26 protein-coding genes, 2 tRNA genes, 1 other RNA gene and 1 pseudogene are annotated in these 26228 nt (G+C 65.0%); 12 read left to right on the forward strand and 18 right to left on the reverse strand.

Going from position 1 to position 26228, the window contains the following annotated elements; all coding sequences use genetic code 11:
• Positions 1-48 precede the first annotated feature (48 nt).
• Both DWB23_RS15880 and DWB23_RS15885 read right to left on the reverse strand, forming a co-directional pair.
• Positions 49-1296 carry a CobW family GTP-binding protein gene (locus tag DWB23_RS15880; RefSeq protein WP_121743783.1) on the reverse strand — a complete coding sequence of 416 codons (1248 nt, stop codon included), beginning with the start codon at positions 1294-1296 and terminating at the stop codon, positions 49-51.
• Positions 1297-2502 carry a GTP-binding protein gene (locus tag DWB23_RS15885; RefSeq protein ID WP_121743784.1) on the reverse strand — a complete coding sequence of 402 codons (1206 nt, stop codon included), beginning with the start codon at positions 2500-2502 and terminating at the stop codon, positions 1297-1299.
• A gap of 201 nt (positions 2503-2703) precedes the next feature.
• Here DWB23_RS15885 and DWB23_RS15890 point away from each other — a divergent pair, with 201 nt between their 5' ends.
• Complete coding sequence (locus tag DWB23_RS15890; RefSeq protein ID WP_394341753.1) at positions 2704-2892, forward strand: hypothetical protein; 189 nt, start codon at positions 2704-2706, stop codon at positions 2890-2892.
• Between the two features lie 12 nt (positions 2893-2904).
• Here the strand turns inward: DWB23_RS15890 and DWB23_RS15895 are convergent.
• Positions 2905-3372 (reverse strand): annotated as a pseudogene (locus DWB23_RS15895) (group I intron-associated PD-(D/E)XK endonuclease).
• A 274-nt stretch (positions 3373-3646) separates the two neighbouring features.
• Positions 3647-3752 (reverse strand) — tRNA-Asn (locus DWB23_RS15900).
• Between the two features lie 95 nt (positions 3753-3847).
• Here DWB23_RS15900 and cca point away from each other — a divergent pair.
• The gene (gene cca, locus DWB23_RS15905; protein WP_121743785.1) at positions 3848-5296 is read left to right on the forward strand and encodes a CCA tRNA nucleotidyltransferase; all 1449 of its coding nucleotides are present in this window, start codon (positions 3848-3850) and stop codon (positions 5294-5296) included.
• A gap of 28 nt (positions 5297-5324) precedes the next feature.
• Here cca and DWB23_RS15910 read toward each other — a convergent pair whose 3' ends face one another.
• From DWB23_RS15910 to DWB23_RS15925, 4 genes are all read right to left on the reverse strand, one after another.
• Complete coding sequence (locus tag DWB23_RS15910; protein ID WP_121743786.1) at positions 5325-5852, reverse strand: GNAT family N-acetyltransferase; 528 nt, start codon at positions 5850-5852, stop codon at positions 5325-5327.
• A gap of 85 nt (positions 5853-5937) precedes the next feature.
• Complete coding sequence (locus DWB23_RS15915) at positions 5938-6966, reverse strand: histone deacetylase family protein (protein ID WP_121743787.1); 1029 nt, start codon at positions 6964-6966, stop codon at positions 5938-5940.
• A gap of 1 nt (position 6967) precedes the next feature.
• Positions 6968-7399, reverse strand: a complete 432-nt coding sequence (locus DWB23_RS15920) for a histone (RefSeq protein WP_121743788.1) — start codon at positions 7397-7399, stop codon at positions 6968-6970.
• A gap of 66 nt (positions 7400-7465) precedes the next feature.
• Positions 7466-8938, reverse strand: a complete 1473-nt coding sequence (locus DWB23_RS15925; protein WP_121743789.1) for a single-stranded DNA binding protein — start codon at positions 8936-8938, stop codon at positions 7466-7468.
• A 290-nt stretch (positions 8939-9228) separates the two neighbouring features.
• Here DWB23_RS15925 and DWB23_RS15930 point away from each other — a divergent pair.
• A tRNA-Arg gene (locus DWB23_RS15930) sits at positions 9229-9301 on the forward strand.
• Positions 9302-9620: 319 nt separating this feature from the next.
• Here the strand turns inward: DWB23_RS15930 and rnpB are convergent.
• An RNA gene (rnpB, locus tag DWB23_RS15935) (RNase P RNA component) lies at positions 9621-10036 on the reverse strand.
• Positions 10037-10287: 251 nt separating this feature from the next.
• Between rnpB and DWB23_RS15940 the strand changes: the two genes are divergently transcribed.
• Positions 10288-10887: a TIGR00296 family protein gene (locus tag DWB23_RS15940; RefSeq protein ID WP_121744302.1), complete on the forward strand. Its 600-nt coding sequence runs from the start codon at positions 10288-10290 to the stop codon at positions 10885-10887.
• A gap of 170 nt (positions 10888-11057) precedes the next feature.
• On the opposite strand, the gene DWB23_RS15945 is transcribed toward DWB23_RS15940, so the two are convergent.
• From DWB23_RS15945 to DWB23_RS15960, 4 genes are all read right to left on the reverse strand, one after another.
• On the reverse strand, positions 11058-12218 hold the full coding sequence (locus DWB23_RS15945) for a nicotinate phosphoribosyltransferase (protein WP_121743790.1): 1161 nt from the start codon (positions 12216-12218) through the stop codon (positions 11058-11060).
• Positions 12219-12280: 62 nt separating this feature from the next.
• Positions 12281-13705 (reverse strand): Hvo_1808 family surface protein, encoded by a 1425-nt coding sequence (locus DWB23_RS15950; RefSeq protein WP_121743791.1) that lies wholly within the window; start codon positions 13703-13705, stop codon positions 12281-12283.
• A 187-nt stretch (positions 13706-13892) separates the two neighbouring features.
• Positions 13893-14234, reverse strand: coding sequence for a DUF7344 domain-containing protein (locus DWB23_RS24130; RefSeq protein WP_455429442.1), 342 nt, complete (start codon positions 14232-14234; stop codon positions 13893-13895).
• Positions 14235-14425: 191 nt separating this feature from the next.
• Entirely contained in the window at positions 14426-16054 is a 1629-nt protein-coding gene (locus tag DWB23_RS15960) for an Hvo_1808 family surface protein (protein WP_121743793.1), read from the reverse strand.
• 166 nt (positions 16055-16220) lie between these two features.
• Here DWB23_RS15960 and DWB23_RS15965 point away from each other — a divergent pair, with 166 nt between their 5' ends.
• The 3 genes from DWB23_RS15965 (at position 16221) to DWB23_RS23085 (ending at position 17334) form a co-directional block, all read left to right on the forward strand.
• On the forward strand, positions 16221-16799 hold the full coding sequence (locus DWB23_RS15965) for a cysteine hydrolase family protein (RefSeq protein ID WP_121743794.1): 579 nt from the start codon (positions 16221-16223) through the stop codon (positions 16797-16799).
• A gap of 160 nt (positions 16800-16959) precedes the next feature.
• Positions 16960-17121, forward strand: coding sequence for a hypothetical protein (locus DWB23_RS23080; RefSeq protein WP_162989850.1), 162 nt, complete (start codon positions 16960-16962; stop codon positions 17119-17121).
• A gap of 57 nt (positions 17122-17178) precedes the next feature.
• Entirely contained in the window at positions 17179-17334 is a 156-nt protein-coding gene (locus DWB23_RS23085) for a hypothetical protein (RefSeq protein ID WP_162989851.1), read from the forward strand.
• A 56-nt stretch (positions 17335-17390) separates the two neighbouring features.
• Here DWB23_RS23085 and DWB23_RS15970 read toward each other — a convergent pair whose 3' ends face one another.
• Entirely contained in the window at positions 17391-17876 is a 486-nt protein-coding gene (locus tag DWB23_RS15970; RefSeq protein ID WP_121743795.1) for a PaaI family thioesterase, read from the reverse strand.
• A 150-nt stretch (positions 17877-18026) separates the two neighbouring features.
• Between DWB23_RS15970 and DWB23_RS15975 the strand changes: the two genes are divergently transcribed.
• Entirely contained in the window at positions 18027-18518 is a 492-nt protein-coding gene (locus tag DWB23_RS15975; RefSeq protein WP_121743796.1) for a DUF4385 domain-containing protein, read from the forward strand.
• 129 nt (positions 18519-18647) lie between these two features.
• Here the strand turns inward: DWB23_RS15975 and DWB23_RS15980 are convergent, their stop codons facing one another.
• The gene (locus DWB23_RS15980; RefSeq protein WP_121743797.1) at positions 18648-19577 is read right to left on the reverse strand and encodes a hypothetical protein; all 930 of its coding nucleotides are present in this window, start codon (positions 19575-19577) and stop codon (positions 18648-18650) included.
• A gap of 62 nt (positions 19578-19639) precedes the next feature.
• On the opposite strand from DWB23_RS15980, the gene DWB23_RS15985 reads away from it, so the two are divergent.
• Positions 19640-20362, forward strand: coding sequence for a lipoyl protein ligase domain-containing protein (locus DWB23_RS15985; RefSeq protein ID WP_121743798.1), 723 nt, complete (start codon positions 19640-19642; stop codon positions 20360-20362).
• An 81-nt stretch (positions 20363-20443) separates the two neighbouring features.
• Positions 20444-20935, forward strand: a complete 492-nt coding sequence (locus DWB23_RS15990; RefSeq protein ID WP_121743799.1) for a DUF7529 family protein — start codon at positions 20444-20446, stop codon at positions 20933-20935.
• A 65-nt stretch (positions 20936-21000) separates the two neighbouring features.
• Here the strand turns inward: DWB23_RS15990 and DWB23_RS15995 are convergent, their stop codons facing one another.
• From DWB23_RS15995 to DWB23_RS16005, 3 genes are all read right to left on the reverse strand, one after another.
• Complete coding sequence (locus DWB23_RS15995) at positions 21001-21975, reverse strand: hypothetical protein (RefSeq protein WP_121743800.1); 975 nt, start codon at positions 21973-21975, stop codon at positions 21001-21003.
• 338 nt (positions 21976-22313) lie between these two features.
• Positions 22314-23021, reverse strand: coding sequence for a DUF5806 family protein (locus DWB23_RS16000; RefSeq protein WP_121743801.1), 708 nt, complete (start codon positions 23019-23021; stop codon positions 22314-22316).
• A gap of 91 nt (positions 23022-23112) precedes the next feature.
• Complete coding sequence (locus DWB23_RS16005; RefSeq protein WP_121743802.1) at positions 23113-24036, reverse strand: beta-propeller domain-containing protein; 924 nt, start codon at positions 24034-24036, stop codon at positions 23113-23115.
• 277 nt (positions 24037-24313) lie between these two features.
• On the opposite strand from DWB23_RS16005, the gene DWB23_RS16010 reads away from it, so the two are divergent.
• Together DWB23_RS16010 and DWB23_RS16015 are read left to right on the forward strand one after the other, a co-directional pair.
• Positions 24314-25450: a thiolase family protein gene (locus tag DWB23_RS16010; protein ID WP_121743803.1), complete on the forward strand. Its 1137-nt coding sequence runs from the start codon at positions 24314-24316 to the stop codon at positions 25448-25450.
• A gap of 283 nt (positions 25451-25733) precedes the next feature.
• Positions 25734-26222, forward strand: a complete 489-nt coding sequence (locus DWB23_RS16015; protein WP_121743804.1) for an Lrp/AsnC family transcriptional regulator — start codon at positions 25734-25736, stop codon at positions 26220-26222.
• Positions 26223-26228: the final 6 nt, after the last annotated feature.

Consider the following 26228-nt stretch of genomic DNA (forward strand, 5'->3'; position numbering starts at 1 on the left):
ATAATCCCTCCCCTCCCGGGAAGATCGCGTTTCGATCGAACCCCACCATCAGTCGTCACCATCGCTCGAGATCGTTACCGAGTCGCCCATTCCCGTCGGCGCGGGATTCTCGAACGACGACCAGTCGTCGTCCATCTCGCTCTCGGTCAGGAGACAGTCGTCGAGGCGGGCCTGCAGATCGTCCATGGCGAGGTGTCGCCCGATGAGTGCGAGCCGGGTTTCGCGGTCGCCCCATTCTTCGTCCCACGAGAGGTCGGGCTGGCTCTTCCGATACCGCTCTTGATGCTCGGGGGAGAAGCTGGCGATCCAGCGGCCGGTGACCTCGAGGGACGTCTCCGCGCCGGCGAAGCTCATCGTGATCGCCTGGCGGTCGCGGCCCGCGATCCAGCACAGGCCCTTCGCGCGCACGAGGTCGCTCGGAAGGTCGGCGAGGAAGGCCGCGAACCGTCCGGGATGGAGCGGTCGGCGGCGGCGGTGGTAGGTATCGACCTCGATACCGTACCGTTCCGGCGGGTGGGCGTGATCGTGGATGTGAGCATCGTCATCGTGCGCTCCAGCCTCGTCGCGGGCGTCGTCGGCTTCGATAGCCCGTTTCCAGCCCGCCGACTCGGCGGCCGCCTCGAGGTCGAATCGCTCGCTGTCGAGCAACGCCTCGGGCTTGAGCGCGCCGTACTCGGTCGTCACGACCTCGGCGCGAGGCTGGAGCGTCTCGAGCAGGGCGACCACGCGGTCGCGTTCGTCGTCGCTCACGAGGTCGCACTTGTTCACGACGAGTAGATCACAGAACTCGACTTGCTCGAGCAGCAGATCCGCGAGCGGGCGGCTCCCCGTCTCGTCGGGTCCCTGTCGAACCGGCGGCTCGTCCGGCTGGTCGGTCTCGCCGCTCGCGAACCGGTCGTAAAACCTGCGTGCGTCGACGACGGTGACGACCGCGTCGAGGTCGTAGGGGCCGCCCGCCGGACCGCGGACGAACTGGCGGGCGATCGGTTCGGGTTCGCCGACGCCGGAGGCTTCGACGACCAGATACTCGAAGTCGTGTTCCTTCCAGAGCTGGATAACCGACCGCGAGAGTTCGCCGCCGAGGCTACAGCAGATACAGCCGCTCTCGAGGGCGAGCACTTCCTCGCCGGTCGTCAGGTCGGTCCGGGCTTCCACGAGGTCGGCGTCGACGTTGACCGCGCCGACGTCGTTGACCAGTACGGCGATCTCTCGGTCCGACGACTCGAGCAGGTTCGACAGCAGCGTCGTTTTGCCGGCCCCGAGTTCGCCACAGAGGATGGTAACGGGAGCGCTCATTTAGTCGTCAGCGAGCGCGAGTTCACGTTGTTCTTCCGATTCGAACGGATCGGGATAGGCGTCCCAGTCGTCGTCCATCTCGCCATCGGTCAGCACGCAGTCGTCGAGACGGGCGATCAGCGTCTCGTCGTCGAACTCGCGACCGATGAACACGAGTCGCGTCATCCGGTCACCCCACGTGTCGTCCCAGTCGTCCTCGAGCCCCGGGCGGGCGGCGAAGTACTGCTCGCGCTGGGCTTTCGGCAGGGTCGCGAGCCACCGGCCCGACGGGCCGGCCCGAACTGACGTTCCGGCCTTGTCGATTCCCATCGCGGCGTCCTCGCGACCCGCGCTCCAGAAAAAGCCCTTCGCGCGAATGAGTTCGTCCGGCAGGTCCGATAGCAGCGCGGCGATGCGCTCGGGATGGAACGGCCGGTCGCGCTGGTAGACGAACGACGTCACGCCGTGTTCCTCCTGTGGTTCGTGGTGATGGTCGTGCTGGAGTTCGTGTTTCCAGCCGGCAGACGCCTGTGCGCGCTCGAAGTCGAACCGGCCGGTGCCGAGAATTGCGTCCGGATCGACATCGCCGAACTCCGTTCGAACGAGATTCGCGCGAGGTTGCAACCGCTCGAGGACGGCCTCGATCTCGTCGAGCGCAGCGTCGGGGACGAGATCGCACTTGTTCAACAGGAGGACGTCACAGAACTCGATCTGGTCGAGCAGGACCTCCTCGGGAACGCGACCCGACTCGCCCTGGAGTTCCCGGCCGGTCAGCGCCGTCCCGGTGTCGAACGACTCCCAGATGCTGTGGGCGTTGACGACGGTGGTCATCGTATCCAGTCTGTAGGTGTCGGTTGGATCAAAGTCGGCGTCCTCGAACCCCATCGCGAACGTCTGGGCGACTGGAACGGGTTCCGAGATGCCCGAGGACTCGACCAGCAGGTAATCGAACTCGCGGCGATCGGCCAATCGGCCGACTTCGTCCAGCATATCGCCGCGCAGGCGACAGCAGATACAACCGTTGGACAGTTCGATGATCTCCTCGTCGCCGCCCAGGTCGGTCTGCTGGGCCACGTGTTCGGCGTCGACGTTGACGTCGCCCATGTCGTTGACGACCACGGCCACCTCGAGGCCGTGATCGGCGGTTAGCACGCGGTTGAGGACGGTCGTCTTGCCCGCACCGAGGGGGCCACTGAGTACGGTCACGGGAATGCGGTCGTCAGTCATGGACTTGTTGTGAATTAGTCCCCCAATCTTGTTAATGTTGGTTATTACGTTCCCGGAAGAGTATGAATAACAAAAGTTAATAACTGATATGGATTGGTTAATATCATTCCCGTCGTCAGTGTATCAATTCCCCCAAACTGGTTGATCGCCTGGATAACCACGCTACGGAACACGACTACACCGACCGAAGCGAGGTCGTTCGTGAGAGCGCCCGAACGCTACTCACCGAGTTCGATGGGACTCGTCTCGAGGATGAAGCCCTTGCCGGCGTCATCAGCGTCTGCTGCGATTTCGGGGTTCGTCGGCACGCTTCGAGCGATCGAAGACATCGAAACCGTCGACTACTCGCTCGTGCCACTGGATGCCGTCGGACAGGTCCGGGACGCCTGATCCAGCGACAGCCTACGAGGGTCGGCACAGATCCTCGAGTCGTTCGTCGAGCAGGTACGTTTCGGCCCGATCGATCCCGACGCGCTATCCGTTTTTCGGCTCTTGGACGTAGAGTTCTATCTTCCCGCTCGCGGCTTCTGAGACGGGGACCAAGTACCGATTGTCGTTGACGTGATCGTAGACCGCGAAGTACTTCGCACGGCCGTCGTACCCGGTCCGGTCGTAGCCATCGCGTCTCTGAGGGGGACGAATAGTTTCGAACGCAACCGTTCTCTCGCTCTTTCGATACGCCGTCTTGCACTGAATCCGATGAAACTGCCCGCCCAACTCGACGACCAGATCGTAGGGCTCGTTGTCGTAGGTCGGCACGAGAACGGGAATGTCGCGTACGACGAACGCCGCCCGAATGATCGCTTCAGTGGCTCGGCCGCGTTTCTGTGGCTCCTCGAGATGGCCGTAACGCGTGGTGCGATCGAGCATGCGCGGATTCGCCGCTCGATGGGATATAAACCTCAGTAACGAATCGAAAAGAGCCGCTGCAGTGGCGTGCGTCGGGTCGTGATGATCCGGTAGCGAATCGCGACTCGAAGCGGCACGGATCGATCAGGGAGGGTGTGCTGGAGAGGGTGTAAATGCCGGAAGCCACGTGAGCAGAACGGTCACGGTTACGGCTACCGCTATGAAGACGACCCAATCATCGGAACGATACTGGAGTCGATTCCGACGCACGCTATCGAAAATACCGCGGAAGAAGCGCCAAAGCCAGGACTCGAACCTGGGACAACCTCGTATCTGCGGCGAACAGGCGATGCCTGAATCACCGTAACAGCGAGGTGCTCTACCAACTGAGCTACTTCGGCTCATCTTCAGATAGCAGGGTGTGTTTGATAGGGCTTTCGTTTTCCCGGCTCCGTGTTCGACACCCTTTCACGCACCGCTCGAGTACACCTCACCAATGAGCGAGGAGGACGCTGAGAGCGACGACTCCGAACCCACCGAGCGGGCCGACCTCGAGTCGGTTATCGCCACGATTCGCGAACGCATCGAACCCGACGACGACGAGCGCGAACGCCTCCGAACGGTCGCCGGCCGACTCATCGACCGCGCCGACGCCGCCGCGACGGAGCGCGCTCCCGGGGCCGACGTCCTGCAGGTCGGCTCGACAGCCAGAAACACGTGGATCAGCGGCGACCGCGATATCGATATCTTCGTCCGCTTCCCGCCGGACACGGAGCGCGAGGCCCTCGAGCGGTACGGCCTCGAGGTCGGTCACGCCACCCTCCCCGACGGCCACGAGGAGTACGCCGAACACCCGTACGTCAAGGGATGCGTCGAAGGATTCGACATCGACATCGTGCCCTGCTTTCGACTCGAGTCGGCGACCGACATCCGCTCGGCCGTCGATCGCACACCGTTTCACACGCAGTACCTCGAGGAACGATTGGACGACGACCTCGCTGCCGACGTCCGACTCGCCAAGCAGTTCCTGAAGGGGATCGGCGCGTACGGCAGCGACCTCCGCACGCGGGGCTTCAGCGGCTATCTCACCGAACTGCTCGTCGTCGAGTACGGCGGCTTCCGACCGTTGCTCGAGGCCGCGGCGAACTGGCATCCGCAGGTCATCCTCGACCCCGAAGATCACGGACGAGGGCGCGAGGCGGCAGCGTCGTCTCGGGATGCGGAGGTCGGCGACGCCGACCTTCCGTTCGACGACCCGCTCGTCGTCATCGATCCGACCGATCCCGAGCGCAACGTCGCCGCGGTCTGCGCGCCGGAGAACGTCGCCCGCCTCCAACACTACGCCCGGGAGTTCCTCGAGGAGCCCCGCGCCGACGTGTTCGAACCCACCGATCTGGAGCCGATCGACGAAGCCGGGCTCCGCGAGCACCTCGAGCGCCGCGGCACCACCCCCGTCGCCATCCGGTTCGACGCACCGGACCTCGTCGAGGACCAGCTCTACCCGCAACTACGGAAGTCCCTCGAGGGCATCACGACCGGGCTCGACGACCGCGGATTCGACGTCTTCCGCGCGACGACGGTCGCCGACGAGACGGCGACGATCCTCGTCGAACTCGCCGTGAGCGAGCGACCCGCCGTCGAACGCCACGACGGTCCCCCGATCCACGTCCGGACCCACGCCGAGGGGTTCTACGACACCTACGCCGACGATCCCGACGCATACGGCCCCTTCGTCGACGGCGACCGCTACGTGACCGAGCGTCCCCGCGAGTTTACGACCGCCGAAGGATTCCTCGAGAGCGATCGACTCTTCGACGTCGGCCTCGGTGCCCACGTCGAGACGGCACTCGAGGACGAGTACGAGGTGCTGGTCGGCGAGGAGATCACGGCGCTGCTCGAGGAGTTCGGACCGGAACTCGCGCGGTACTTCGAGCCGCGACCCTGAGTCGCCGCCGGATCGCTCGAGACGGCGGTCACGTTCGAATCGGTCGACGATAAAGATCCGTCTCCAGTGATTCGCCGTACAATGAGATCGTTCGCCCGTCGAAGCGGTGAAACCCGACCGACTCGTAGAACGCACGGCCCCGCTCGTTCGCCGAGAAGACCTCCGCGAAGGATTCCTCCGTGCCGGGTGGAAACACGTCTCGACCGGCTTCGACCAGCGCCGTACCGATCCCCTCCCGCCAGAACGACGGCGCGAGATAGAGTGAACTGATCTCACAGCCGTCCACCGTGACGAACTCGTGCGTGTTCTCCGATCCCCAGCAGATGTTGACGACGCCGGCGACGTCGCCACCGACGAGCGCGACCAGGAATCGCAGGTCCGAATCGTCGAGTTTCTGTCGGAACCGTTTCGCCGGGTAGAACCCGGCGGGGTCGGTAGTCCGTTCGACGGTCGACTCCTCGAGCAGGCCGCGGTAGCTCTCCCGCCACGAATCGGCGATCACCCGCTGAATCGCGGCGCAATCGTCGACAGTCGCGCGGCGAATCGTCAGATCCATGCGGCGACTATTATGGACGGTCTGACAAGTTAGTTTCGCGTCGAGTGGAAGAGCGGTGACGCGAATCGGACGAACTCCAGCGGACTCACCCGTCCAGGTTCAGGTCCAGTCCGTGCGCGTCGGCGACAGCCGACAGCGCCGACTCGGCTTTCTCACCGCAGTCGGCGTCCGGTTCGATCGGCTCTCGGCCGTCGAACGTCTCGTGGACGATCGCGACGCTGTCGGCGAGCACGTCGAGTCCGTACCCGCCCTCGAGGATGAACGCGAGCGCGGCGTCGGTCTCGTCGGCGAGCGTTCGGAACCGATCGGTCATCAGGGCGTAGGCCTCCGTCGAGAGGCGAATCCTCGAGATCGGATCGTGCCGGTGGGCGTCGAAGCCGGCACTGATGAGCAAGAGGTCGGGATCGTACTCGGTCAGCGCCGCCGTGATCGGCCCCTCGACCGCGGCGAGGTACTCGCGGTCGTCCGTGCCGGCGGGCATCGGGATATTCATCGTCGTCCCGGCTCCGTCCCCCTCGCCGGTCTCGTCGACGGCACCAGTGCCGGGGTAGAGCCCCTGTTCGTGAATCGAGACGAAGAAGACGTCCGCTCGGTCGTAGAAGATGTCCTGCGTGCCGTTGCCGTGGTGGACGTCCCAGTCGACGATCGCGACTCGACCGACGTCGTAGGCGTCCGCGTCCAGCGCGTGCTGGGCGGCGACCGCGGCGTTGTTGACGAAGCAAAACCCCATCGCGTCGTCGTAGACGGCGTGGTGGCCCGGCGGCCGGCCGATCGAAAACGGCGTCTTCCGACCGGTCGCCCCCTCGAGGGCGTCCTCGGCGGCCCAGCAAGCGAGGCCGGTGCTGTGGCAGATCGCATCCCACGTCTCCTCGACGGCGGTCGTATCGGGATCCCAGCTCCCGCCGCCGTCGGCGCAGAACTCCTCGACGGATTCGATGTACTCGCGGTCGTGGACCGCCGCCATCGTATCGATCTCGCAGGGGTCGGCGTCGACATACTCGACGCCGTGTTTCTTCTTCAGTCGCTCCCGGATCGCCCGTAGCCGGTCCGGCGTCTCGGGATGGCGCGAACCGGGATCGTGTGCGAGACAGGTCTCGCTGTAGCCAAAGCGCATCTCACTCGAACAACGAGAAGTACGTCTCGATGTCGTCCTCGGTGATCGTCCGCCGGTCGGCGTGATGGGCGAGAATCGTCGCCGCCCGGGCGACGTTGTCCGCGTAGTCCTCGAGAATATCGGCGAGGGCGACGCGGGCGTCCATCGAAACGCGGTACCGATCGTTGATTTCCAATCTGGCGATACGGTCGACGGGGGCAACTGGCAACTCGAGATCGTCCTTGTCGACGACCCGCTCTACGCCAAAGTCATCGGCCATCAACGTCTTTCGCCCGTCTTCGGTCGCTCGCTCGGCGGCGTCGATCGCCAGCTCGCTCCCGTGTTCTTGGATCCGCGTTGCAAGTTCCTTCGACGCGTCGGCACTCACCCGAAGTTCGCCCGCGTTCCGCCGGATGATCGTGTCCACCGGGGCGAACGGGAGTTCGACGTTCATACCATGATAGGCGAAGCTAACTCCCTTAACGCTTTTCCTAGACGCTCAATGAGGTTGCTCGGGGCCTCAGAAGACGTCATTTGCCTCGAGGCGACCATTGCGGACGACCCCTCTGGCGGTTAGCTCCTCGCCGAGGCCGACATCGGCGTCCGTTTCGACGCTCATCGTCGTCTCGCCATCGTCGAGCACGACGGGGTCGCCAGCCTGAACGACGACGCCCGTGAACTCGATCTCCTCGCCGTCGGCCGGCCCATCCGCCTCAGCGCCGGCGTCGCTCGAGGCGGCCGACTCGTCGGAATCGGTGTCCGAATCCGTCGTGGCAGCATCCGCGCCGTCGCTCTCGTCGGTACCGCCATCGTCTCCGGCGAACGCCGATAGTCCGGCGTTCTCGTCGCTCGAGTCGTCCGTCTGGCTCTCGCCGGACCCACCGACCGAATCGGACTCGAGCACCGTAACCGTCGACTGCCAGCCACCGGAGGCCTCAAGGTCGTCCTGCCAGCCGTCCTGAATCTCGACGTCGCCGAGTGCGACCTCGTCGCCCGGTCCGATATCGAGGTCCGCCTTTTCGCCCCAGAGGGCGACCCGGATGTCGTCGGTCGCGTCCTGGACGCGAATGTTTCGAACCTGTCCCTCGGAGCCGTCGTCGCGGTCGAACGTGCGCTTGGGATCGGCCGAGCGAACGACGCCGGCGATGTCGACCGTCTGGTCGATCTCGACGTCCTCGATCGGCGTGCTCTCGGGGACGTACTCGACCTCCTCGTCGACCTCCTCGACGGCTCCGCGGTTGCCGACGTGAAGCTCGAGATTGCCGTCGCGTTCCTTGACGTAGCCGTCGATCACCTCGGCCGTCGTGCCCGGCTCGAACTCCGTCGCGAGATCTGCCTGTTCGTCCCACAGCGTCACGCGGATTCGGCCGGTCGAATCGCCGAGTACGAGGTTCGACACCTTGCCCTCGGAGCCGTCGTCGCGGTCGAACGTCCGGACGCTGCCGGTGTCGAGAACGAGGCCGACGAGGTTGACGTTCGAGAGCCCGAGCGAGAGCGCCTCGACGGTGTGGGTGTCGGAAACCTGCACGTCGACCTCCGTATCCGGATCGGGTTCGACGTGGTCGACGCTGATCTCGACGCCGCTAAAGCCCTCCTTGGGACGGCCCTTGATCCGCAGCACCTGTCCCTCCTCGAGTTCCTCGATCGCGGCTTCGGCGTGTTCGTCCCAGAAGGCCGCTCGAACCGAGCCGGTTTCGTCGGCGACCTCGACGTTGACGACGCGGCCGTCCTCGTCCTCGCCGTCGCGTTCGAAGGTCCGAACCTCGCCGATGCTGGTGACCTTGGCGACGAACTTCGCGTCCTCCATTCCGGGCTCGATGTCGGCGATGCCACCGACCTCGCTCTCACCGATCTCGTGAGCGATGAGCATCGCCGCCGTCTCCTCGTCCGCGAGCCCACCCATCTGTTCGACTTTTTCCTCGACAGCCTCGCGAAACTCCTCGAGAGAGACGTCGGCCTCGAGGTCTTCATAAACGCCCTCGATGTCGCTCATTCTATGCTCGTGCATGAGTAGCGCGCGCAAAAGCGTTGTCCATTCGGCGTCGTCGACCGCGGTTCTTGCGAAACGAACCCCGCTCGCTGCTCCGTCCCCGTGGCCACCCGACCCCCGAACTCGAGATTATATCACCGTTGGTTTCGTGTCAGTATATAAACTCTCGTCCGCCGGCTCGAGTCTCGAGTGGCAATTGTGGCAGACGAAACCACGCACGAACGGCCGACTCGAGGGGTTTCCCCGGTTCCTTTCGAAAGGGCTTTAATGTGCACACGGTTACGAAGAGATGAGTCCTGGTAGGGTAGTGGACTATCCTCTTGGCTTGCGGAGCCAGGGACCGGAGTTCAAATCTCCGTCAGGACGCTCACTTATCGCGAGTGCTGAACAACGTGAAGCACTCGCTTTTGCGTTCGGTCCTGACGTGCCTTCCGCTCACTACGTTCGCGGAAGACTCCGTCAGGACGCTTTCGTTCACGCCGTCCGTGCTCTCCATCCGTGTACGACTCTCATCACCGATAACAATTCCTCACGGAGCTGTCAACGAGTCGGCCCGGCTTCGAAGCGGAGGGGCGAACTCGCCTCCGAAATCGACGAGAGACCACGGACTCCGCTCGGTCACGCGTTCCCGCTGCGAACCGACTCCTGTCCAGCGTCGGCACTCGAGGTGTCAAAACTGGGTGAGAGGAGTAAGCCCCCTTCTGTTCGTCCCGGCATTCGGCTGAGCGTCCGCGCCGTCCGCGGCTTCGCCGCGGGGTGTTCGGGCTACCACGGCGCGGACTTGCACCGGTGAGGGTTCGCCGTTCCATCGTTCCTCGGCCGTCCGTGTGGTCAGTCACGCCGAGCGCGACTCGTGGGTTCAAACCACGCTTCGTCGACCACGTTATCCGGCGGCTGTCGCCGCGCATAACGTGGCCGCTGCGCGACCACGCTTCCCTCTGCGGGTTAGCTTCCCTTCCTCTCGGTCGGGTTCGCACGCATCATCGGTCGGGCCGAGACGTGTCGTTTCTGTTCCAGAGCCAGCGGTCTCCCGCTCCGGACTTGCGTCCGGTCACCTGCCCGAACAGGTGGGGGGACTTTCCTCGCGAGCGTTGGGCACCTCGGAGAGGTGGCCAACGTTGAGAGCGTGGACCGACTCTCCGAGTCGCTCCACGGTAGTGCGCCGCGCGACTCGTCGAGTCGAGCAGCGGTGTGCGTGGCGCGTCGTTACCGGCGCGCCCGCCGCGGCAGCCAGGCTCTCTCTCCCACTGATCGTAGGAGCGTCGGCCGAATAAGTCCCCCGGTCGGCGCGACGACTCACCGCTCGAGTCGAATGGAAGCGTTTTAGGACGGCAATCCCCATGTACAGTTGTATGTCCCAGCGACAGGGCGTCAACCTTTCCTACGAAGACGGGGCGCGCGCCGTCGAACTCGCGCGAGAATCCGTCGAATCCTACGTACAACACGGGCAACGAGAACAACCGGGCAGCATGCGCGAGGCGTTCTACGAGCGAACCGGCGCGTTCGTCCGCCTCGAGTCGACTCGGGGACGGGGCAGCCTGCGTGGCTGCGCCGGCGGCTACCGATCGGGCGACCAGCTCGGCCACGTCATCGTCGACGCGGCGATCGAAGCCGCGAGCGAGGATTCGTGTGGCTCCGAGGTCAGCCCCTCGGAACTGCCGAACCTCACCGTCTCCGTCTGTACCGTCAAGAGCGTTGTCTTGACCGACGATCCGCTGGCCGATCTCGAGTTAGGAACCCACGGCGTCGCCATCGACGGCGGCGAGGGCGGCTGGCTCTATCCGACGGTGCCGGTCGAGAACGGCTGGAGCGGCCGCGAGTACCTCGATCGAACCTGCCGAAAAGCGAAGCTCGCGCCGACCGCCTGGCAAAACGACGACGTCATCGTCACGCTGTTCGAAGGACAGGTCTTCCGCGAGCGCGAAGCCGACGGCAGCATCGAGGAGCTCTAACCGACGACGTCACGAGCGACGATGGACTCGAGCGACTCGAGTACCGAAGACAGCGGGTCGTAACGCGTCACTTCTCCGGCAACTGCGGACGAGTAGCGGTCGCCACTCCGAGGCGAGAGTCGCAACCGTCGAAGCCTATCGATCGAACGCCTGGCCGAACCGCCTACTGATCAGTCTATCGATGAACCGAACCCGACCGCCTCCGCGTCGGCCAGACACCGCTCGGTCGCGTCCTCGAGGTCGAACTCGCGGACGATTTCGCCGTCTCGGATCAGCGGCTCGAGCAGCGCCTCGCCCGCCGCCGAACCGTCACTGTCGGCGAGCGCGACGTGGTGGCCCCCGTCCGGCGTTCGATACACCTCCTTCACCCCGGAGAGCTTGCCCCGTTTGGATACCGGGTCGCCCTCGAAGGAAACGATATCGAGACTGAAGTCGACCGAGTCGGCCCCGGTGATGTGGCTGCCGACGCCGAAGCCGTCGGCGACGTCGTGGAGGTTCCGGATCGACTCGGGATCGAGACCGCCGCTACAGAAGATATCGACGTCCTCGTGGCCGCGCGCGTCGAGTTCCCAGCGGACTTCGCGAACGATGTGGCGGAAGTCGCCGCGCCTCGAGCCCGTGGTATCGAGGCGAACGCCGTCCAGATCCTCGCCAAGCGTCTCGGCCGCCAGCAGACTCTCGCTCTTTTCGTCCCAGAAGGTGTCGGTGAGTGCGATCCGCGGTACGTCCTCGGGGACGGCCTCGTCGAACGCCGTCCAGGCGTCGGCCTGATTGCCCGCGCCGAAACAGAACATGAGCGCGTGGGGCATCGTTCCGCCCGCCTCGCGGCCGAGGATATCGCCCGCCGCGACGTGGGAGAAGCCGTCGAGTCCGGCGAGCAACGCGGCGCGTTCGACCGTCGCGGCGATCGACGGGTGGACGTGTCGAGCGCCGAACGAGAGCACGAGCGACTCGGGAGCCGCCAGTCGCGCCTCGAGCGCGGCCGTCGCGAACCCGCTTGGCTGCGATAAAAAACCGAGCAGGGAGGTCTCGAGTTCGGCGAATTCGAGGTAGGAGCCTTCGATTCGCATCACCGGGCCGCCGTCGAACAGTTGGCCGTCGGGCAGCGCGTCGATATCCACGTCGCGGCCTTCGAAAAGGGTCGCGACGTCGGCGACGCCGGTACACACCTCGAAGGAACCGGTCGGGAACTGGTCGGCTGTCACCTCGGCGACGACGTGGGGATTCTTTCCGGCGTGTTCGAGGGTCGTCCGCGTGCGCTCGAAGTACGCGTCCGTCGCGCGGCCCTCGAGAATCGCCTCCGCTGAGACGGTTCCGAACGGGGTTGACATAACGACGGTTTTCCGTGGGAGGCAAAAAAGCTACTCGTCTGCAGTCGGAGACGGCGTGGGCTCTACGCTGGGGCCGTGCCGGCGTGCGACGTCGCCGCCCTCATCGCCGGCGCAACCGGCGATTCGAGGGACTCCGACTGCTCGGCACCCGTTCCGCGGATCTCCTCGAGTTCGTCGACCGTGGGAGCACCGACGATTGTAACGGTGTCGCCGGAGACGGTCACCCGGTAGGCACCGGCGAAGGGGTCCTCGTCGGGGATTCGGTAGGTGCCGTCGCCGTCGTCGACCGCGTCGGCACCGCGGTTCTCGAGGAGCGTTCGGTAGGTGTCGGCGAACGCCTCGGCGTCGTCGTCGCTCTCCCAGGCGAGTTTCCAGACGTGGCCGGTCCGGTCGTCATCGTCCTGGTAAACCTGGAAGGTATCGCCGGCCCAGCCGTCGGTCGCGGGATGGGAGTAGTTGTACGGCGAGAGTTCGGTACCGCCGTCGGTGAGCGGCCGTTCGACGACGCCGTTGGCCCAGAGCGACGCGAACAGGGTCGCCTCGCCGACCGTCTCCCGCGCCTCGCCGTCGGGAGCGTACGGTTCCCAGTCGTCGCTCGAGCGATCACGGATACTGACGGTGACCGGCTGGTCGTCGGGGTAGCGCTCGGGGTGGATCAACTGACTGGTGCTCGCCGGTCGGTCGCCGTAGGCGCTGTCGACGGCGGCCCAGCCGCCGCGCTCGCGAAGGCGGTCGACGAAGGAGGGGCCTTCCGAGTACGGCGTGTAAATCGAGAGGAACAGCCCGACATTGAACGGCTGCTCGCGGAGGTCGCTCGTCGCTGGCGGCTGCTCGTACTCGGCGAGGCACTGCCATTCGGCACCACAGCGCCGGTCGTACAGGTGAGGGATGAAGTTCGCCTCCCCCTCGATCAGCCCGAGTTCGGCCCGTTGTGCGTCGATCGTCGTTCCCGCGCTGGAGAGTCCGAACTGCTGGACCTGGAGGGCGTGGACCAGTTCGTGAACCAGCGTCTCGCGATCGATACGGATCTCCTCCGTCTCGTCGGTGACGATCACGATCCGGCCGTTCGTGTAGTAGCCCTGAACGGCACCGCCGTAGAGGTCGTTCATCGCCCGGTTGACGTCCGTCTCGCCATCGACGATGAACGCACCGCGCCACAGTTCGTTCGTCGCCGCCGACGCCGATCCCGGTTCGCCGCGCTGGCTTCGATACTCCCTTCTGGTTATCACCTCGAGCGCGACGTCGCGTTCGAACTTTACTCCCCTGAGAACCTCTATTCGCGCCATCGAGCGATACTTGACGGCCTCGAGTTGGTCCTCGGTAAGCGCCCCGTCGTCGTCGAACTCGAAGCCGTCGTCGTGGGCGTAGTTCCCGACGTAGCCGAGTTCGCGGTCGGTATCGAACCGGTCGGGAGAGTTGGGGAGGGTACAGCCGGAGAGCACGACCAGCGTGACGACCGCGAACAGCGCGAGTCGGCCCCGTTGCATTGGGCTATGCTTTCAACGGTGACGCCATATACTGATCGCTGTCCGACAGCGAAAACTCGGTCGCTAGCTTGGGAGCACCGATCCCATCCTCGAAGAGCCCGTATCGGCGGGCGAGTAGGGAAAAGCCGTTTGCGAGGAACGAGTGCATCGCAGTCCCGTGGGTTGGTCCACACCGTCTGGCGTCCGCTTATTCGAGTTCAGCCGTGACGAAACTGTGCAATTTCTCGACGCGGTCGTCGGGATGATAGCGGACCGTTTCCGTTCGAGCGTCGTACTCGATGAGTCCAGCGGCTTCCAGTTTCGGGAGTTGATTGTGCTGCAGATCGACGAGCAGTCGTTCGGTGCCTCCGTGGGACTCTGGGGGCGGGTTCTCGGGCGCCATGTATTTCACGAGGACGTCCATCCCAATGACGTCACTCTCCCTTTCGATTAACTGCGTGAGAACTGTTCGACAATGCTGATTGGCGACGAGTTGGAGTGCAGTCTCGGTCGAGACAGTGTTGGTGATGTGACTAATTGGTTTGCCCATTCCGTTTGTATGAGGTTCGAGAGACGTATTAACCCCCAACGTCACTCGTATCTTCACACTTCGAACCTCGAGAACGTGCGGTCGACGGGCGGTGCCGATCGGACGAGAGAGTCGATCGCGGCGGAGTCAAAACGGTCGCTCGGATGCGACCGTGATTCCATCCGCATCCATCAGAACCGTCAGTACCGGAGTTACGGGAGAACGGAGCCGCGGGCTCTCGCCGTGAGCAACGCGATCGAGACGGCGATCACCGTGCTCGGAACGGCGAACCCGGGAATGGAATCGTCGTCGTTCTCATCAGTATCATCGCTATCGTTCCCGCCGGTATTCGTCTCGCTATCGTCGACCGTGGCGTTCCCGATCGAGTCCGGGCCGGTGGCTGCGATTCCGCTGTCGATCCCGTCGAGGTCGGCGACCGACGGCGCGCGGACGATCGTGACGGTTTCACCGTCGCGCTCGAGGGCGTAGGCACCGGGGAACCCTTCGTCGACGACGTAGGTATCCTGCCGGTCGTCGACCGACTCGGCGTCGTGGATGTCGAGTAACTCGAGGTAGCCCTCGACGAACTGTCGGCTGTCCTCGCTCGATCGCCACTCGGTCTGCCAGACGTAGCCGGAGTCGGCCGCGTCGGGGTCCGCAGCATCCGCGCTGACGTAGGTAACCAGTTCGTCGCCAGCCCAGCCGTCCGTGTACGGCTGATCGTAGTCGTAGCCCGACAGATCGTCCGTGAGGAGTTCGTCGGATTCGATGACCGACGGCCGGGACCGGTCGTGTACGTCAGCGCCGAACATCGAGACCATCGCCGCCTCGCCGGCCGTCTCGGACGCCACCTCGCCGTTGACCTCGAGTCGGTCCCACGACTCGTTCGAGCGGTCGTCGACCTCGATGTCGATCGGTTCCCGCTCCTCGTTCGGATGGATGACCGCGGAGGAACTCGCCGGCGGGTCGTCGTAGGCCGCGTTTACCGCCGTCCAGCCGTCGTCGGCCTCGAGCAGGGCGTCGACGTAGTTCGGTCCGTCGTTGTAGGGCTGGAAGAGCGTCATGTAGATACCCCAGTTGAGGTCCGACGGCTGCTCCGTTTGGGAGCCGTCGGGGACGACGCAGTCCCACTCGGTTCCACACCGTTCCCCGTACTCGGTCCCGACCCAGGCCGCGTCGCCCTCGATGAGGCCGTTCCTGGCGTTGTCCTGATCGATCGTTTCCCGGTCGTAACTCGAGAGATCGAAGTGCTGGTCCTGGAGCGCGTGCAGCAGTTCGTGACCGAGGACGGTCTCGTCCAGTTCGGGGTTCTCCGGGTTGTCCGAGACGATCACGATCTCGCCGGTTTCCGGATCGTAGTAGCCCTCAACGGTGCCGCCGTACATCGCCTCGACTTCGTCTTCCGCGTCGGTCTCGCGGTCGACCATGAACAGCGCCTCGTAGGTGACCTCCTGTGCGAGGCGTTCGTCCTCGTTCAACTCGCCGAAGACGTCGTCTTCGCCCTGAAACTCCTCGCGCGAGACGACCTCGACCGGGACGTCCTCCTGGAAGGTCAGGTTGCGAATCTCCTCGACGCGCGCCATCGACCGGGAGACGACTGCCTCGAGGTCGTCGTCCTCGACGGCGGCGTCCTCGCTGTCGTCGACGGCGAGGTCGTCGTCGTACCAGTGGCCGTCGACGTAACCGACGGTCCCCTCCGTGGTCGGATCGTCCGGACGGTCCGGCGAATCGGCCGAGAGCAGTCCCGGGGCCGCGCCGCCGGCCGCGACGAGCGCCAGCGCAAGCGTCGACACCGCGAACAGCGCGACGAGCAATCGCGTCCGTGTCAGTGGGTCCGTCATTTGAGCGGGATGACAGGCCGTAGGGAGGGAAGTGTAAAAAGACCGCTGATCACCGAAGGCGCTCGAGTGATCGATACGCGCGAGGGCGGTTCAGGTGTCCGCTCCCGTCGAAACGCCGGCAGCGCCGCGAACGTTTTTACGACCGCCGTCGTACGGTTACGTAGGGATGCACCTCGAGCCAGCACGCACGGCACTCGTCGTCGTCGACATGCAAAACGGGTTCTGTCACCCCGAGGGGTCGCTGTACGCGCCGGGCAGCGAGGCGGTGATCGAACCGATCGCGGCGCTCGTCGAACGAGCCAGTAGGAGCGGCGCACGGATACTCTACACGCGGGACGTCCACCCGCCTGAGCAGTTCGAGGACGCCCACTACTACGACGAGTTCGAGCAGTGGGGCGAACACGTCCTCGAGGGCACCTGGGAGGCCGAAATCGTCGACGAACTCCCCGTCGAGGAAGCGGACCACGTCGTCGAAAAACACACCTACGACGCCTTCTACAACACCGAACTCGAGGGCTGGCTCGACGCCCGCGGGATCGATGACCTCGTAATCTGTGGCACCCTCGCGAACGTCTGCGTGCTCCACACGGGCGGTAGCGCGGGCCTCCGGGACTTTCGGCCGCTCATGGTCGAAGACTGCATCGGTGCGATCGAGGACGACCACAGGGAGTACGCTCTTGACCACGCCGACTGGCTGTTCGGCGAGGTCGTCGAGAGCGACGCCCTCGAGTTCGACGGCGAGTGAAGCGGACCGTGACGCGGCCGACCCGGCCGCGGGACGATCCGAGCCGAAGTGAGAGCGTTTTCTACCCTCCGTCCCAAGGGCGTAGTATGGGACTCTCTTTGCATACTCGAGGTGGATGTCTCGAACGCCTCGAACGGCCGACTGACGCGGGTGGTGGCGTATGAACGAGCGGCGGATGCAAACGATGTACGCCGTCGGGATCGCGCTGAACGCGGTCGCGCTGGTCTACGCGGCGATGGACGGCTCGCCGGTGTTCGCGGTCACGTTCGGCATCGTCATGGTCTATCTCGGGGTCCGGTACTGGATGGTCTCGAGCGCGTAAGAAGCGCGCTACAGTGCAGGTGCAACCGTATCCGCGGCGAGAACGAACCGCAAGCCGATGCTCGAGGTTTCGCTACTCGTCGAGACGATCATCTACGGCTACTTCGTCGTCGTCGCGGCGCTCGGCTGTTACCTCCACGGTCGGCTCTGGATCGCGTATCGGCAGAACCGAACCGCGAAAACGACTGACGGGGGCCAGCAACTGGACGGGTGAGGCGCTCCGCGGTTGATCCGCAACTCCCGCCGTCTCGACACCGCGGTCAGGACGGACTACTCCGGCCGGAAGATCCGGAAGGCACCCTGTCCGGTCGCGACTTCGCGCGTCTCCCCGTCCGGGGCGGTGCTCTCGACGGTAATCTCGCTGACGCCGACGCTGCCGCCGGCACGGATCACGTCCGCCGTCGCCACGAGGTCGCCTCGCGCGGGACGGAGGTAGTTGACGTTCAGATTGATCGTCGCGATCCGCACGTCGAACGGGTCGTCCATCACCGTACGAAGGGAAACTCCGCCGGCTGTATCGATGAGCGTCGCGGCGACGCCACCGTGGAGGTCCGCCCGTTCGTCCTCCCGCGCGTTCGCTCGCTTGTTGCTCAGTTTGTCGTCGTAGGGAATCGAGAGCGTCATCGTCCCCTCGCCGACGTTGTCCACACGCGTCCCGAGCCACGAGAGGAACTCCTGGTTCTCGTCGATGAAGTGCTGGAGCAGGCTCTCGAGGTCGTCGAACTCCGCCATCATCGACCGCATGTCATCGGTCATGCTCTGTGTTCCCACATCGACGTTCTTTACGTCTCCGTTTCCAGAGTTACCCGTTGTCGAGCGTTCATCGCAGATCGCAAGCAGCGTCGTCTCCTCCCTGCCGGCCCACGTACGAGTACGAGCCTGTTTCGCAGGCCGTGTGGTGATACGGTGACAGACGCTGATCCCGAGTACGACGTCGACTTCCGAGAACGGCCGGAGCAGTACGAGATTGGACGCGGCGAAGAGGGGGTATTCAAAGTCGAACCGTACAAGAGCGAACTCCTCCCGCTGTGGTCGTACAAGAACGAGGACGCCGCCCGCGAGTCCGCGTCAGCGATCTACGAGCGGTACGAACGGTACCGCGAGAACGACGATTTTCCGGGAATGGACATGGCCCGAAAGTACCTCCAGATGGGCTACACTCGAGCTATGCGCTACGCGAAATACCCCGGCGGGCGGAAGTACGTGGACAGCGAGGCCTGTCGCGACTCGGATACTGAGGGGACAGCGTCCGCGAACGATGGCGACGAGCGCGAGCCACAGCGCTGGGCGGACCCGGAGAAACGCGCCGCTGCGCTCGTCTTCGAGCGCTACTGGGAGCGGGTCAGGGAGGACGAGCGCTACCAGCAGGCGACGGACGCTCATCGAGAACGGACGTGAGCGAGGTCGATGCAGTAAATTACATCCGCGATCGGCCGACCGAGACGCCGCTGTTCGCCGGTCGCGTCGTCGACGGCGAGGCGCTGCAAGACGACTGACCGAGATCGATCGGTGGCCGCCTCGGTCACACTACTCGTCGCTCGAGCGAATCCCGACCGAGATCCGCTCACCGACCGCAAAATCACGTTCCGGACAGATCAGTTTCGCCCCGAAGTCGGCGTCTCGAGCGCAGAACAGCGACAGGCCGGTGATCGGGTCGCCGTTCGCCGTGACGACCACCTCGTCCCAGGTGATCGTCCGGCCCCGGGCGACGCCGAGACGGTCGCCGTTCAGCGTAACTGGGATCGGATCGCTCGAGCGCGACGGTCTGCCGTGAACCCCGCCGCCGTCGTAGTGTGGCAATCCGCCGTCGAGCACCCCGCCGCCCTCGGAGCGACGCTCCGACGAGTATCGCCCCGCCTCGCTCGACTCGCTACCGTCGGCCCGGACGCCGACGAACGTCTCGCCCGGCTCGGGGTGCATCGGCGCATCGAGGACGGCGTACGTCTCTCCGATCGAAACCACCGTCCCCGCGCCGTCCCACTCGAGCGGCCGAACGTCGACCCCCAACTCGAGCGGGAGCGACCCCGACGCGCGGTGGGGGTTCTGATCGGGCCGCCGGAAGCCGACGTGGAGGTGGTTGTCGACCCACGGGGCGAAAAAGCCCGCGCGGACGAGTTCGCCGAGCGAATCCCCCAGGCCGACTCGGTCGCCGGCCTCCACCGCGGGATCGACGTGGAGGATTCGGGCCGTCAGTCCCTCGAAGTCGGCGGGGCCGTCGCACTCGAGGAGGATCAGGTGGTCGTGCTCAGGCGCGTAGGGCTTTGGCGGTGCGTGGACGGCTCTGGTCTCGATGACGGTCCCCGAGACGGGGCTCGGCGCGGCGCTCGTCCGCCCGTCTCGGAGGGTGCCGGGATACAGATCGATCGCACACCCCTCGTCGTGGGCGGGATAGGGCGAATTGTACAGCGAGAAGCGCTGGTACCGCGCCAACAGCGCTTCGGGAAGCGTCACGGCCATCTGGTGTCAGGTTCGTCTGGGCGGCGAGAGCGTTTAGGTCCACCGAGTCCAACAGCGGACCGATGCGAGTGATCCGCGGCCGCGCGAAGACGATCGACGCCGACCGGGACGTGAGCCGACGGCTCCTCTCGAGCGCCGGCGACGGCGAACCCGCGGTTCGCGTCTGGACGCCCCACCGACAGATCGCCTTCGGTCGGCGGGATCGCCGACTCGAGGGGTACGATCGCGCCCGCGAACTCGCTCGCGAGCGCGGCTTCCCGCCCGTCGAGCGCGGCGTCGGCGGCCGAGCGGTCGCCTACGACGGCGAGACGACGCTCGCGTTCGCCCGCGCCGAACCGGTCGCGGACTTCCGTCGGGGCACGGACGAGCGATACGAACGCGCCACGAACGCCGTCGAGCGGGCGCTTCGATCGCTCGAGGATGGTCTCGACCCCGTCCGCGGCGAACCCGAAGACTCGTTCTGTCCCGGCGCGCACTCGCTATCGCTGGCGACCGAGGATGGTGGGCGTCGAAAGGTCGTCGGCGTCGCCCAGCGAGTCCGTCAGGACGCCGCCGTCGTCGCCGGAATCGTCCTCGTCGATCGGCGCGAGACGCTCGCGGACGCGCTCGAGGGCGTCTACGGCGCACTCGAGGTGCCGTTCGCCCCCGAGTCGGTCGGCACCGTCGCGTCCGAAGGCGGGCCGTCCGATCCGACGGTCGTTCGGTCGGCGCTCGAGGACGCCCTCGTCGGCGACGAGCGGGCGGACGCGACGGTCGAATCCGTCGACGGAGCGAGTCTCGAGTAACGAGGAGACAACGTTTTTCGTCTCGGTGTCGTGGGTCCCGAGTATGCACGCTCGAGTGCAATCGAACGCGGAGGGAGAGCAGTGACGTCCGAGACGGCGGATTCGCGCTGGGCGGAACTCCTCGAGGACGCGTCGACGATCGCCGAGGAGTACCGGGAGAACGGGTGGGATGCGATCGTCTTGGAACCCGAGGCGGTCTCACCGGTCGAGCGAGAGGACCGGACCGGACTCGACGTCGAAGTCTCGGCGGAAGCGTACGAACTCGTCGAGTCCCTGGTCGACAGCGGCGACGTCACCGTTACCGCAGCCGACGTGTACTACCGTCCGCCCGAAGACGACGACGAGCGGCGGATCGCTCTCGTGGTCGAACGCGACGAAGAAACGGAGACCGGCGTGTTCGTTCCGTTGTGCTACGACCTCGACGACTCTCGATCCGTCTTCGAGACGGCGCTCGTCGAGGAAGAGCTGTTACTTCACGTCACGACGGCGGCGACCGAGGGATGGGTCAGCTTCTCGCACGACGACCCGTCGCTGTTCCTCGAGGAGTCGGACGTCCGGGAGTGGGACCGCTAGCGAGATAGCCGCTGCTCGATCGGCGGGGATCCGACGAGCGGACGCGTGTCACGAACCGCTACGCGTTAACACGAATCGAACTCGAACTCGCCGTTGAGCGCCATCGAGTGATCGTCGTAGTACGCGTAGAGGTTCTGTGGTGCGGTGTATCGCCCGCCGTAGTGGCCGACGGGTCCGTTCGTGTCGATGATGTTATCGTCGTAGTCCTCTGTGAATTTGAGGTCCTCACGTTCGAAAATGAGTTCATCATCGAGCCAGTACCGCACGATTCCGTCGGCGTTCGCCTCGCCGTCGGTGAGCGTATTCACGCACACGTAGTACTCGAAATCGTACCACACGCCGGGTTCGATCTCGGGCGATCCCTGCGCGTATTCCTCGCCGTCGATGAGGTACGTGTGATCCCCGGTACCGTCGCCGTTACCCATGTGGTACGTGTTCGAGAGGAGGTGGAACGGACCGTTCGGATCAGCACCTCTGTCGGTCACGTACATGCGATTACTCCAGCCGTTGGTTCCGTCGGGATCACCGCCGCCGGCGCTGCCTTCGCCGAGGGCGATCGCACAGTTCCAGAGCCGACAGTTCGACGGTGCATTGCGGCCGCCCATCGTCCAGTTGGTGTTGAGCGCGAAGTTGACGCGCCCGTTGAGTTCGAACAGTCCGCCCTCGAAGTCGTAGTGCGTGCTCACGCCCCAGTGTTCGTTTTCGTTGACCCGGAGCTGCAGGGCGCTCTCTCCGGACGCCGTCGGGTCGGAAACGATCGTCATGTTGTCGCGGTCGCCGTTCGACACGCGGTAGATCTCCTCCCAGCTGTCGTAGTCGTCGTAGTCGAGGTGGACGACCGAGTCCGGCCGGTCACAGCTCGCAGCCACGGCGTCGGCTCCGACGCCGGCCACGCCGAGCACGCTCCCAGCACCCACGAGCGTTCCCAGCTGTAGCGTCCGACGCCGCGTCATCCCGGCGCCGGTGGTCTTTTCGTTCGATTCACGTTCGGTCGCGTCTTCAGTCGCACGGTTCTCCGCGTCTGTGGTGTTCGTCGTCATCCATTCTGTCCCAGGTGACAATCGCTCATTGTATCGAATTTACTACGAATGTGCGGATCGTTGTCAGGTATTCGCGCGGATAGTTGTCGAACGCGGAACAGTCGTAGTGCCGTGACTACTTCGTCAGTTCAGTCGACGATTCGATACCGGTCAGCGACGGTCGCCTACTCGACGTTCGTTCGGTACGTAAAGAGTGAGCGAGTCGAATAACGGACGTCGAGACGGTCAGCACGCGCCACGAGAACGCACGGCTTACTGCCGCGACGGGACGGTTGCGAACGAACAACAGTAGACAGCCGCTCCCTTATCGGCGACTTCGACGCGCGAGCGAGACCCAGTTACGATTCGTCTCGCTCTCGCAACTCTTCGCTCGCCTCCCGCACCTCTCGCATCACGCTCGAGATCCGGTCTTCGGCCTCGAGTTCCTCCTCGACGGAGAGGTCGACGCCCTCGACCTCGAGCAAGAACTTGGCGACCTCGGTCGACTCGTACATGACGTCGTCGAGTTCCTCGGCGGTGAAGAAGTCGCACATCGCGCCGTAGAGGAAGGTCGCACCGGCCTTGCGCACCTTCTCCTCGAAGGACGCGCGGGCCTGGTTGACCGCCTGAGGCGTGTACGTGTCGGTCATGAAGGGGACGAGTTCGGGCAGGTTCTCGCCGATCTTGGTCATCTCGACGCCGGTCTCGGTCCGGAAGTCCGAACAGAGCCGGGCGATAGCCCACTCGCGGGCGGTGACGTAGGTCCGATCGCGCAGGAACTCGTTGACTCGGTCGTACTGCGCGCCGTCCATCTTCGTGAAACGGGCGTACTTCTGAACGTCTTCGGGAACGTCGTTCTCCTGTGGTTCGGGATCCGGAACGCCCGGCATCGACGCGTCGTCATCGTCCGCGGACGCCGCCTGCTGGTCGCCGTCTACGACGGGGCCGCCGCCATCCGTCGCGGATTCTGCGTCGTCGTCGCTCGAGTCATCGTCCGTTCCGGCCGCCCCATCGGATCGTTCCGGGCGGTCGGCGTCGGAACGATCGACCGTCTCGTTGCCGTCCATGGAGGGCCATTACCAAACGTGGGGCAAAAGGGTTCCCCTCCCCTCGAGCGGTCGAGACCATCCGATTGGAAGACGGTGATCGAATCGGATCCTACAGCTCGAGTCGCGTTTCGACCTTCCAGGTCGTCTCGTCGAGGACGACCGCCTCGTCCTCGCCGAAGACGTAGAGGTAGTCATCGACGTACATCGCTCGCGTTCCGGAGCCACCGACGTCGACGCGGGCGGCGGTGTAGACGGCGTCGGCGTCGGTGTCTACGGTCGGGCGAATCACGTCGGTGCACTCGATGGCCCGATCGCCGTAGGGCTCGATCGGACAGGGATCGCCGCCCGGCCGGTCGACGAGGACGAGGTAGAGGTCACCGTCGTACAGCCGAGCCGTGTCGATCCGGGCCTCGAGGTCCTTTCTCCACTCCCCCTCGGGATCGCCGGGATCGCTCACGTCGTAGCCGGCGGCTTCCTCCTGGCCGAGGACGACCAGCGTGTCACCCGCGAGGAGGAGGTCGCCGGAGAGCGGAATCGAGCCCACGGCCTCGGGGTCGTCGGGATCGCTCACGTCGACGATCGACGTCTCGTCCCACCGCGACGCGTACCGATGGGCGGCGTAGTACACCGACTCACCGTCGGTCTTCAGGACGTCCGGTTCGTCGAGGGCCGCTTCCTGGACGTTCGTCTCGGAGTGTCGCGGCGTTCGGTCGCCATCCGTCGAAGACCACGTCGCGTCCGCATCGACGGTGGCTCCGTCGGAGGCCACCTCCGCGTCGTCCTCCACCTCGAGCGTCATATCGCCCCTCGTCGGGACGACCCGCGACTGGTCGTCGAAGTACTCGACAAACGCGTCCTCGGACGCGAAGGTCGTCAGTTCGGGATCGCTCACGCCGTCGATTCGATCGCCGCCCCGCTCGAGGTCAGCGTCGGCGAAACCCCCGCCGAACACCCCCGTGAATCCGGCTCCGACGAGCGACCCCACGAGCAGTGCGACGAGGGCGACCGTCAGCAGTCTCGTTCGTTCACGCATACTCCAGCGAACAGGTCACTGAACTAAGGTCCCGTCGGTAGGTGAAACGTCATTTTCACCCACCGCGATATCGAACGCCGCTACGATCGGAGTCGTCGACCGGCAACGCCGCCGATCGCACGACGGCTGTTCGATCAGTGTACAAACAATTTCGGGAGTAAGGGGCGGTTTCCGTCTCGGCGATCGGGAGCGATCGGTCCGGTTCGAACGCGTAAACGCTTCTCCCGTCCTCGAGAGTTCTGGGCGTTTTAAGATGATAAAGACCATACGATACTGCATGTCACAGACGCCAGTTATCGCGGCCGCGTATCGCACTCCGCAGGGGAAAGAGGACGGCGTGTACGCCGACGTCCGCAGCGAGGATCTCTCGGTCCCGCTGGTCGACGAGATCCTCGCGGAGACCGGCCTTTCGGGCGACGATATCGACGACCTGATGTGGGGTTGTGCCCAGCAGCGCAGCGAACAGGACAACAACCTCGCCCGCGTCATCGCCCTGCTCTCGGAACTCGGCGAGAGCGTCCCAGCGACCACGATCAACCGCTGGTGTGCTTCCTCGATGCAGTCGGTCATCTCCGCGTCCGACGCCATCGCCGCGGGCAACCGCGACGCCATCATCGCCGGCGGCGTCGAGAGCATGAGTCGCGTCCCGATGGGCGAGGGGATGTCCGATATCCACCCCCGTCTAGCGGAACTGTACAACGTCGGCGAACTCCAGATGGGGATGACCGCCGAGAAGGTCGCCGAGGAGTACGGTATCAGCCGCGAGGAACAGGACGAGTACGCCGCCCGGAGCCAACAAAACGCCGCCGAAGCCACCGAGGAGGGCCGCTTCGACGACGAGATCGTTCCGATCGAGACCGAAGACGGCACCGTCACCGAAGACGAGGGCATCCGCCCCGGAACGACCGCCGAAAAGCTCGCCGGCCTGCCGACCGTCTTCAAGTCCGACGGAACCGTCACGCCCGGCAACGCCTCCCAGATCTCCGACGGCGCGTCCGCGCTGCTCGTCACCAGCGAGGCGTTCGCCGAGGAGCACGACCTCGAGATCATGGCCGAAGTCGGCATGAACAACGTTGCCGGCGTCGACCCGACCGTCATGGGTATCGGGCCGGTCCCGGCGACGAAGGGGCTGCTCGAGCGTAACGGTCGCGACATCGACGAGTACGATCTGGTCGAACTCAACGAGGCCTTCGCGAGCCAGTCGGTCTACTCGCGCGACGAACTCGGCGTCGATCCCGACGTCTTCAACGTCAACGGCGGCGCGATCGCCATCGGCCACCCGCTAGGTGCCTCCGGCGCTCGCCTGCCGGTGACGCTGATTCACGAACTGCAAAAGCGCGGCGGCGGCCTCGGTCTGGCGACGCTCTGCGTCGGCTTCGGTCAGGGTGCGGCGATCGAGTTCGACGTCAACTGAGGCGCGGTTCGGAACGACTATCGGGAGTGAGAACCGCGAAGCGCGAGCGGAGAACGCAGTGATCCGTGAGCAGCGGTTGCTAGGCCTTTTGGTCTCTTCGCGAACGAAGTGAGCGAAGGTCAGCGAGAGTTCTACTCTCGCCAGACAGGTTTTGCGAGGGAAACCGCGAGCGAGGTGACCGAGACAAAAGGTGGTCGTGCCAGGGTGCGGCGATCGAGTTCGACGGGTGACCGTCGCTCGAGAAAGGGTGAACGCTTCTATGGCTGTCCGTCGTACCCGGGCTATGGAGCCAACGCCACTGGATCGCATCGACAAGCGAATCCTCCACGCCCTACAGGACGACGCCCGCAGCGTCACCACGACGGAACTCGCCGACGCACTCGAGGTGTCGCCGAGTACCGTCAGGAACCGGATCGACCACCTCGAGCGCGACGGGATCATCACCGGCTACCGGGCGACCGTCGATTACGGGCGAGCGGGATTCCCGCTGCAGGTAGTGATCGTGGGTACCGCGGACGTCGCAGAACGCGAGGAGGTCGCAGCGAAGGCCTGCGAGGTTCCGAACGTCGTGAACGTCCGAGAGCTGATGTTCGGCGAAAACAACCTCCTCGTGAAAGCCGTCGGGAAAACCAGCGGCGATCTCACGCGCGTCGCCAAGGCGCTCACCGAACTCGACGTGACGGTGCGAAAGAAGATTCTGGTCAAGGATGAGCAGTTCGAACCGCTCACTGCGTTTCGACCCGACACGGAACAGATGGTACACGATCTGTGATGGGTT

The organism is Natronorubrum halophilum, assembly GCF_003670115.1.
Taxonomy (GTDB): Archaea; Halobacteriota; Halobacteria; order Halobacteriales; family Natrialbaceae; genus Natronorubrum; species Natronorubrum halophilum.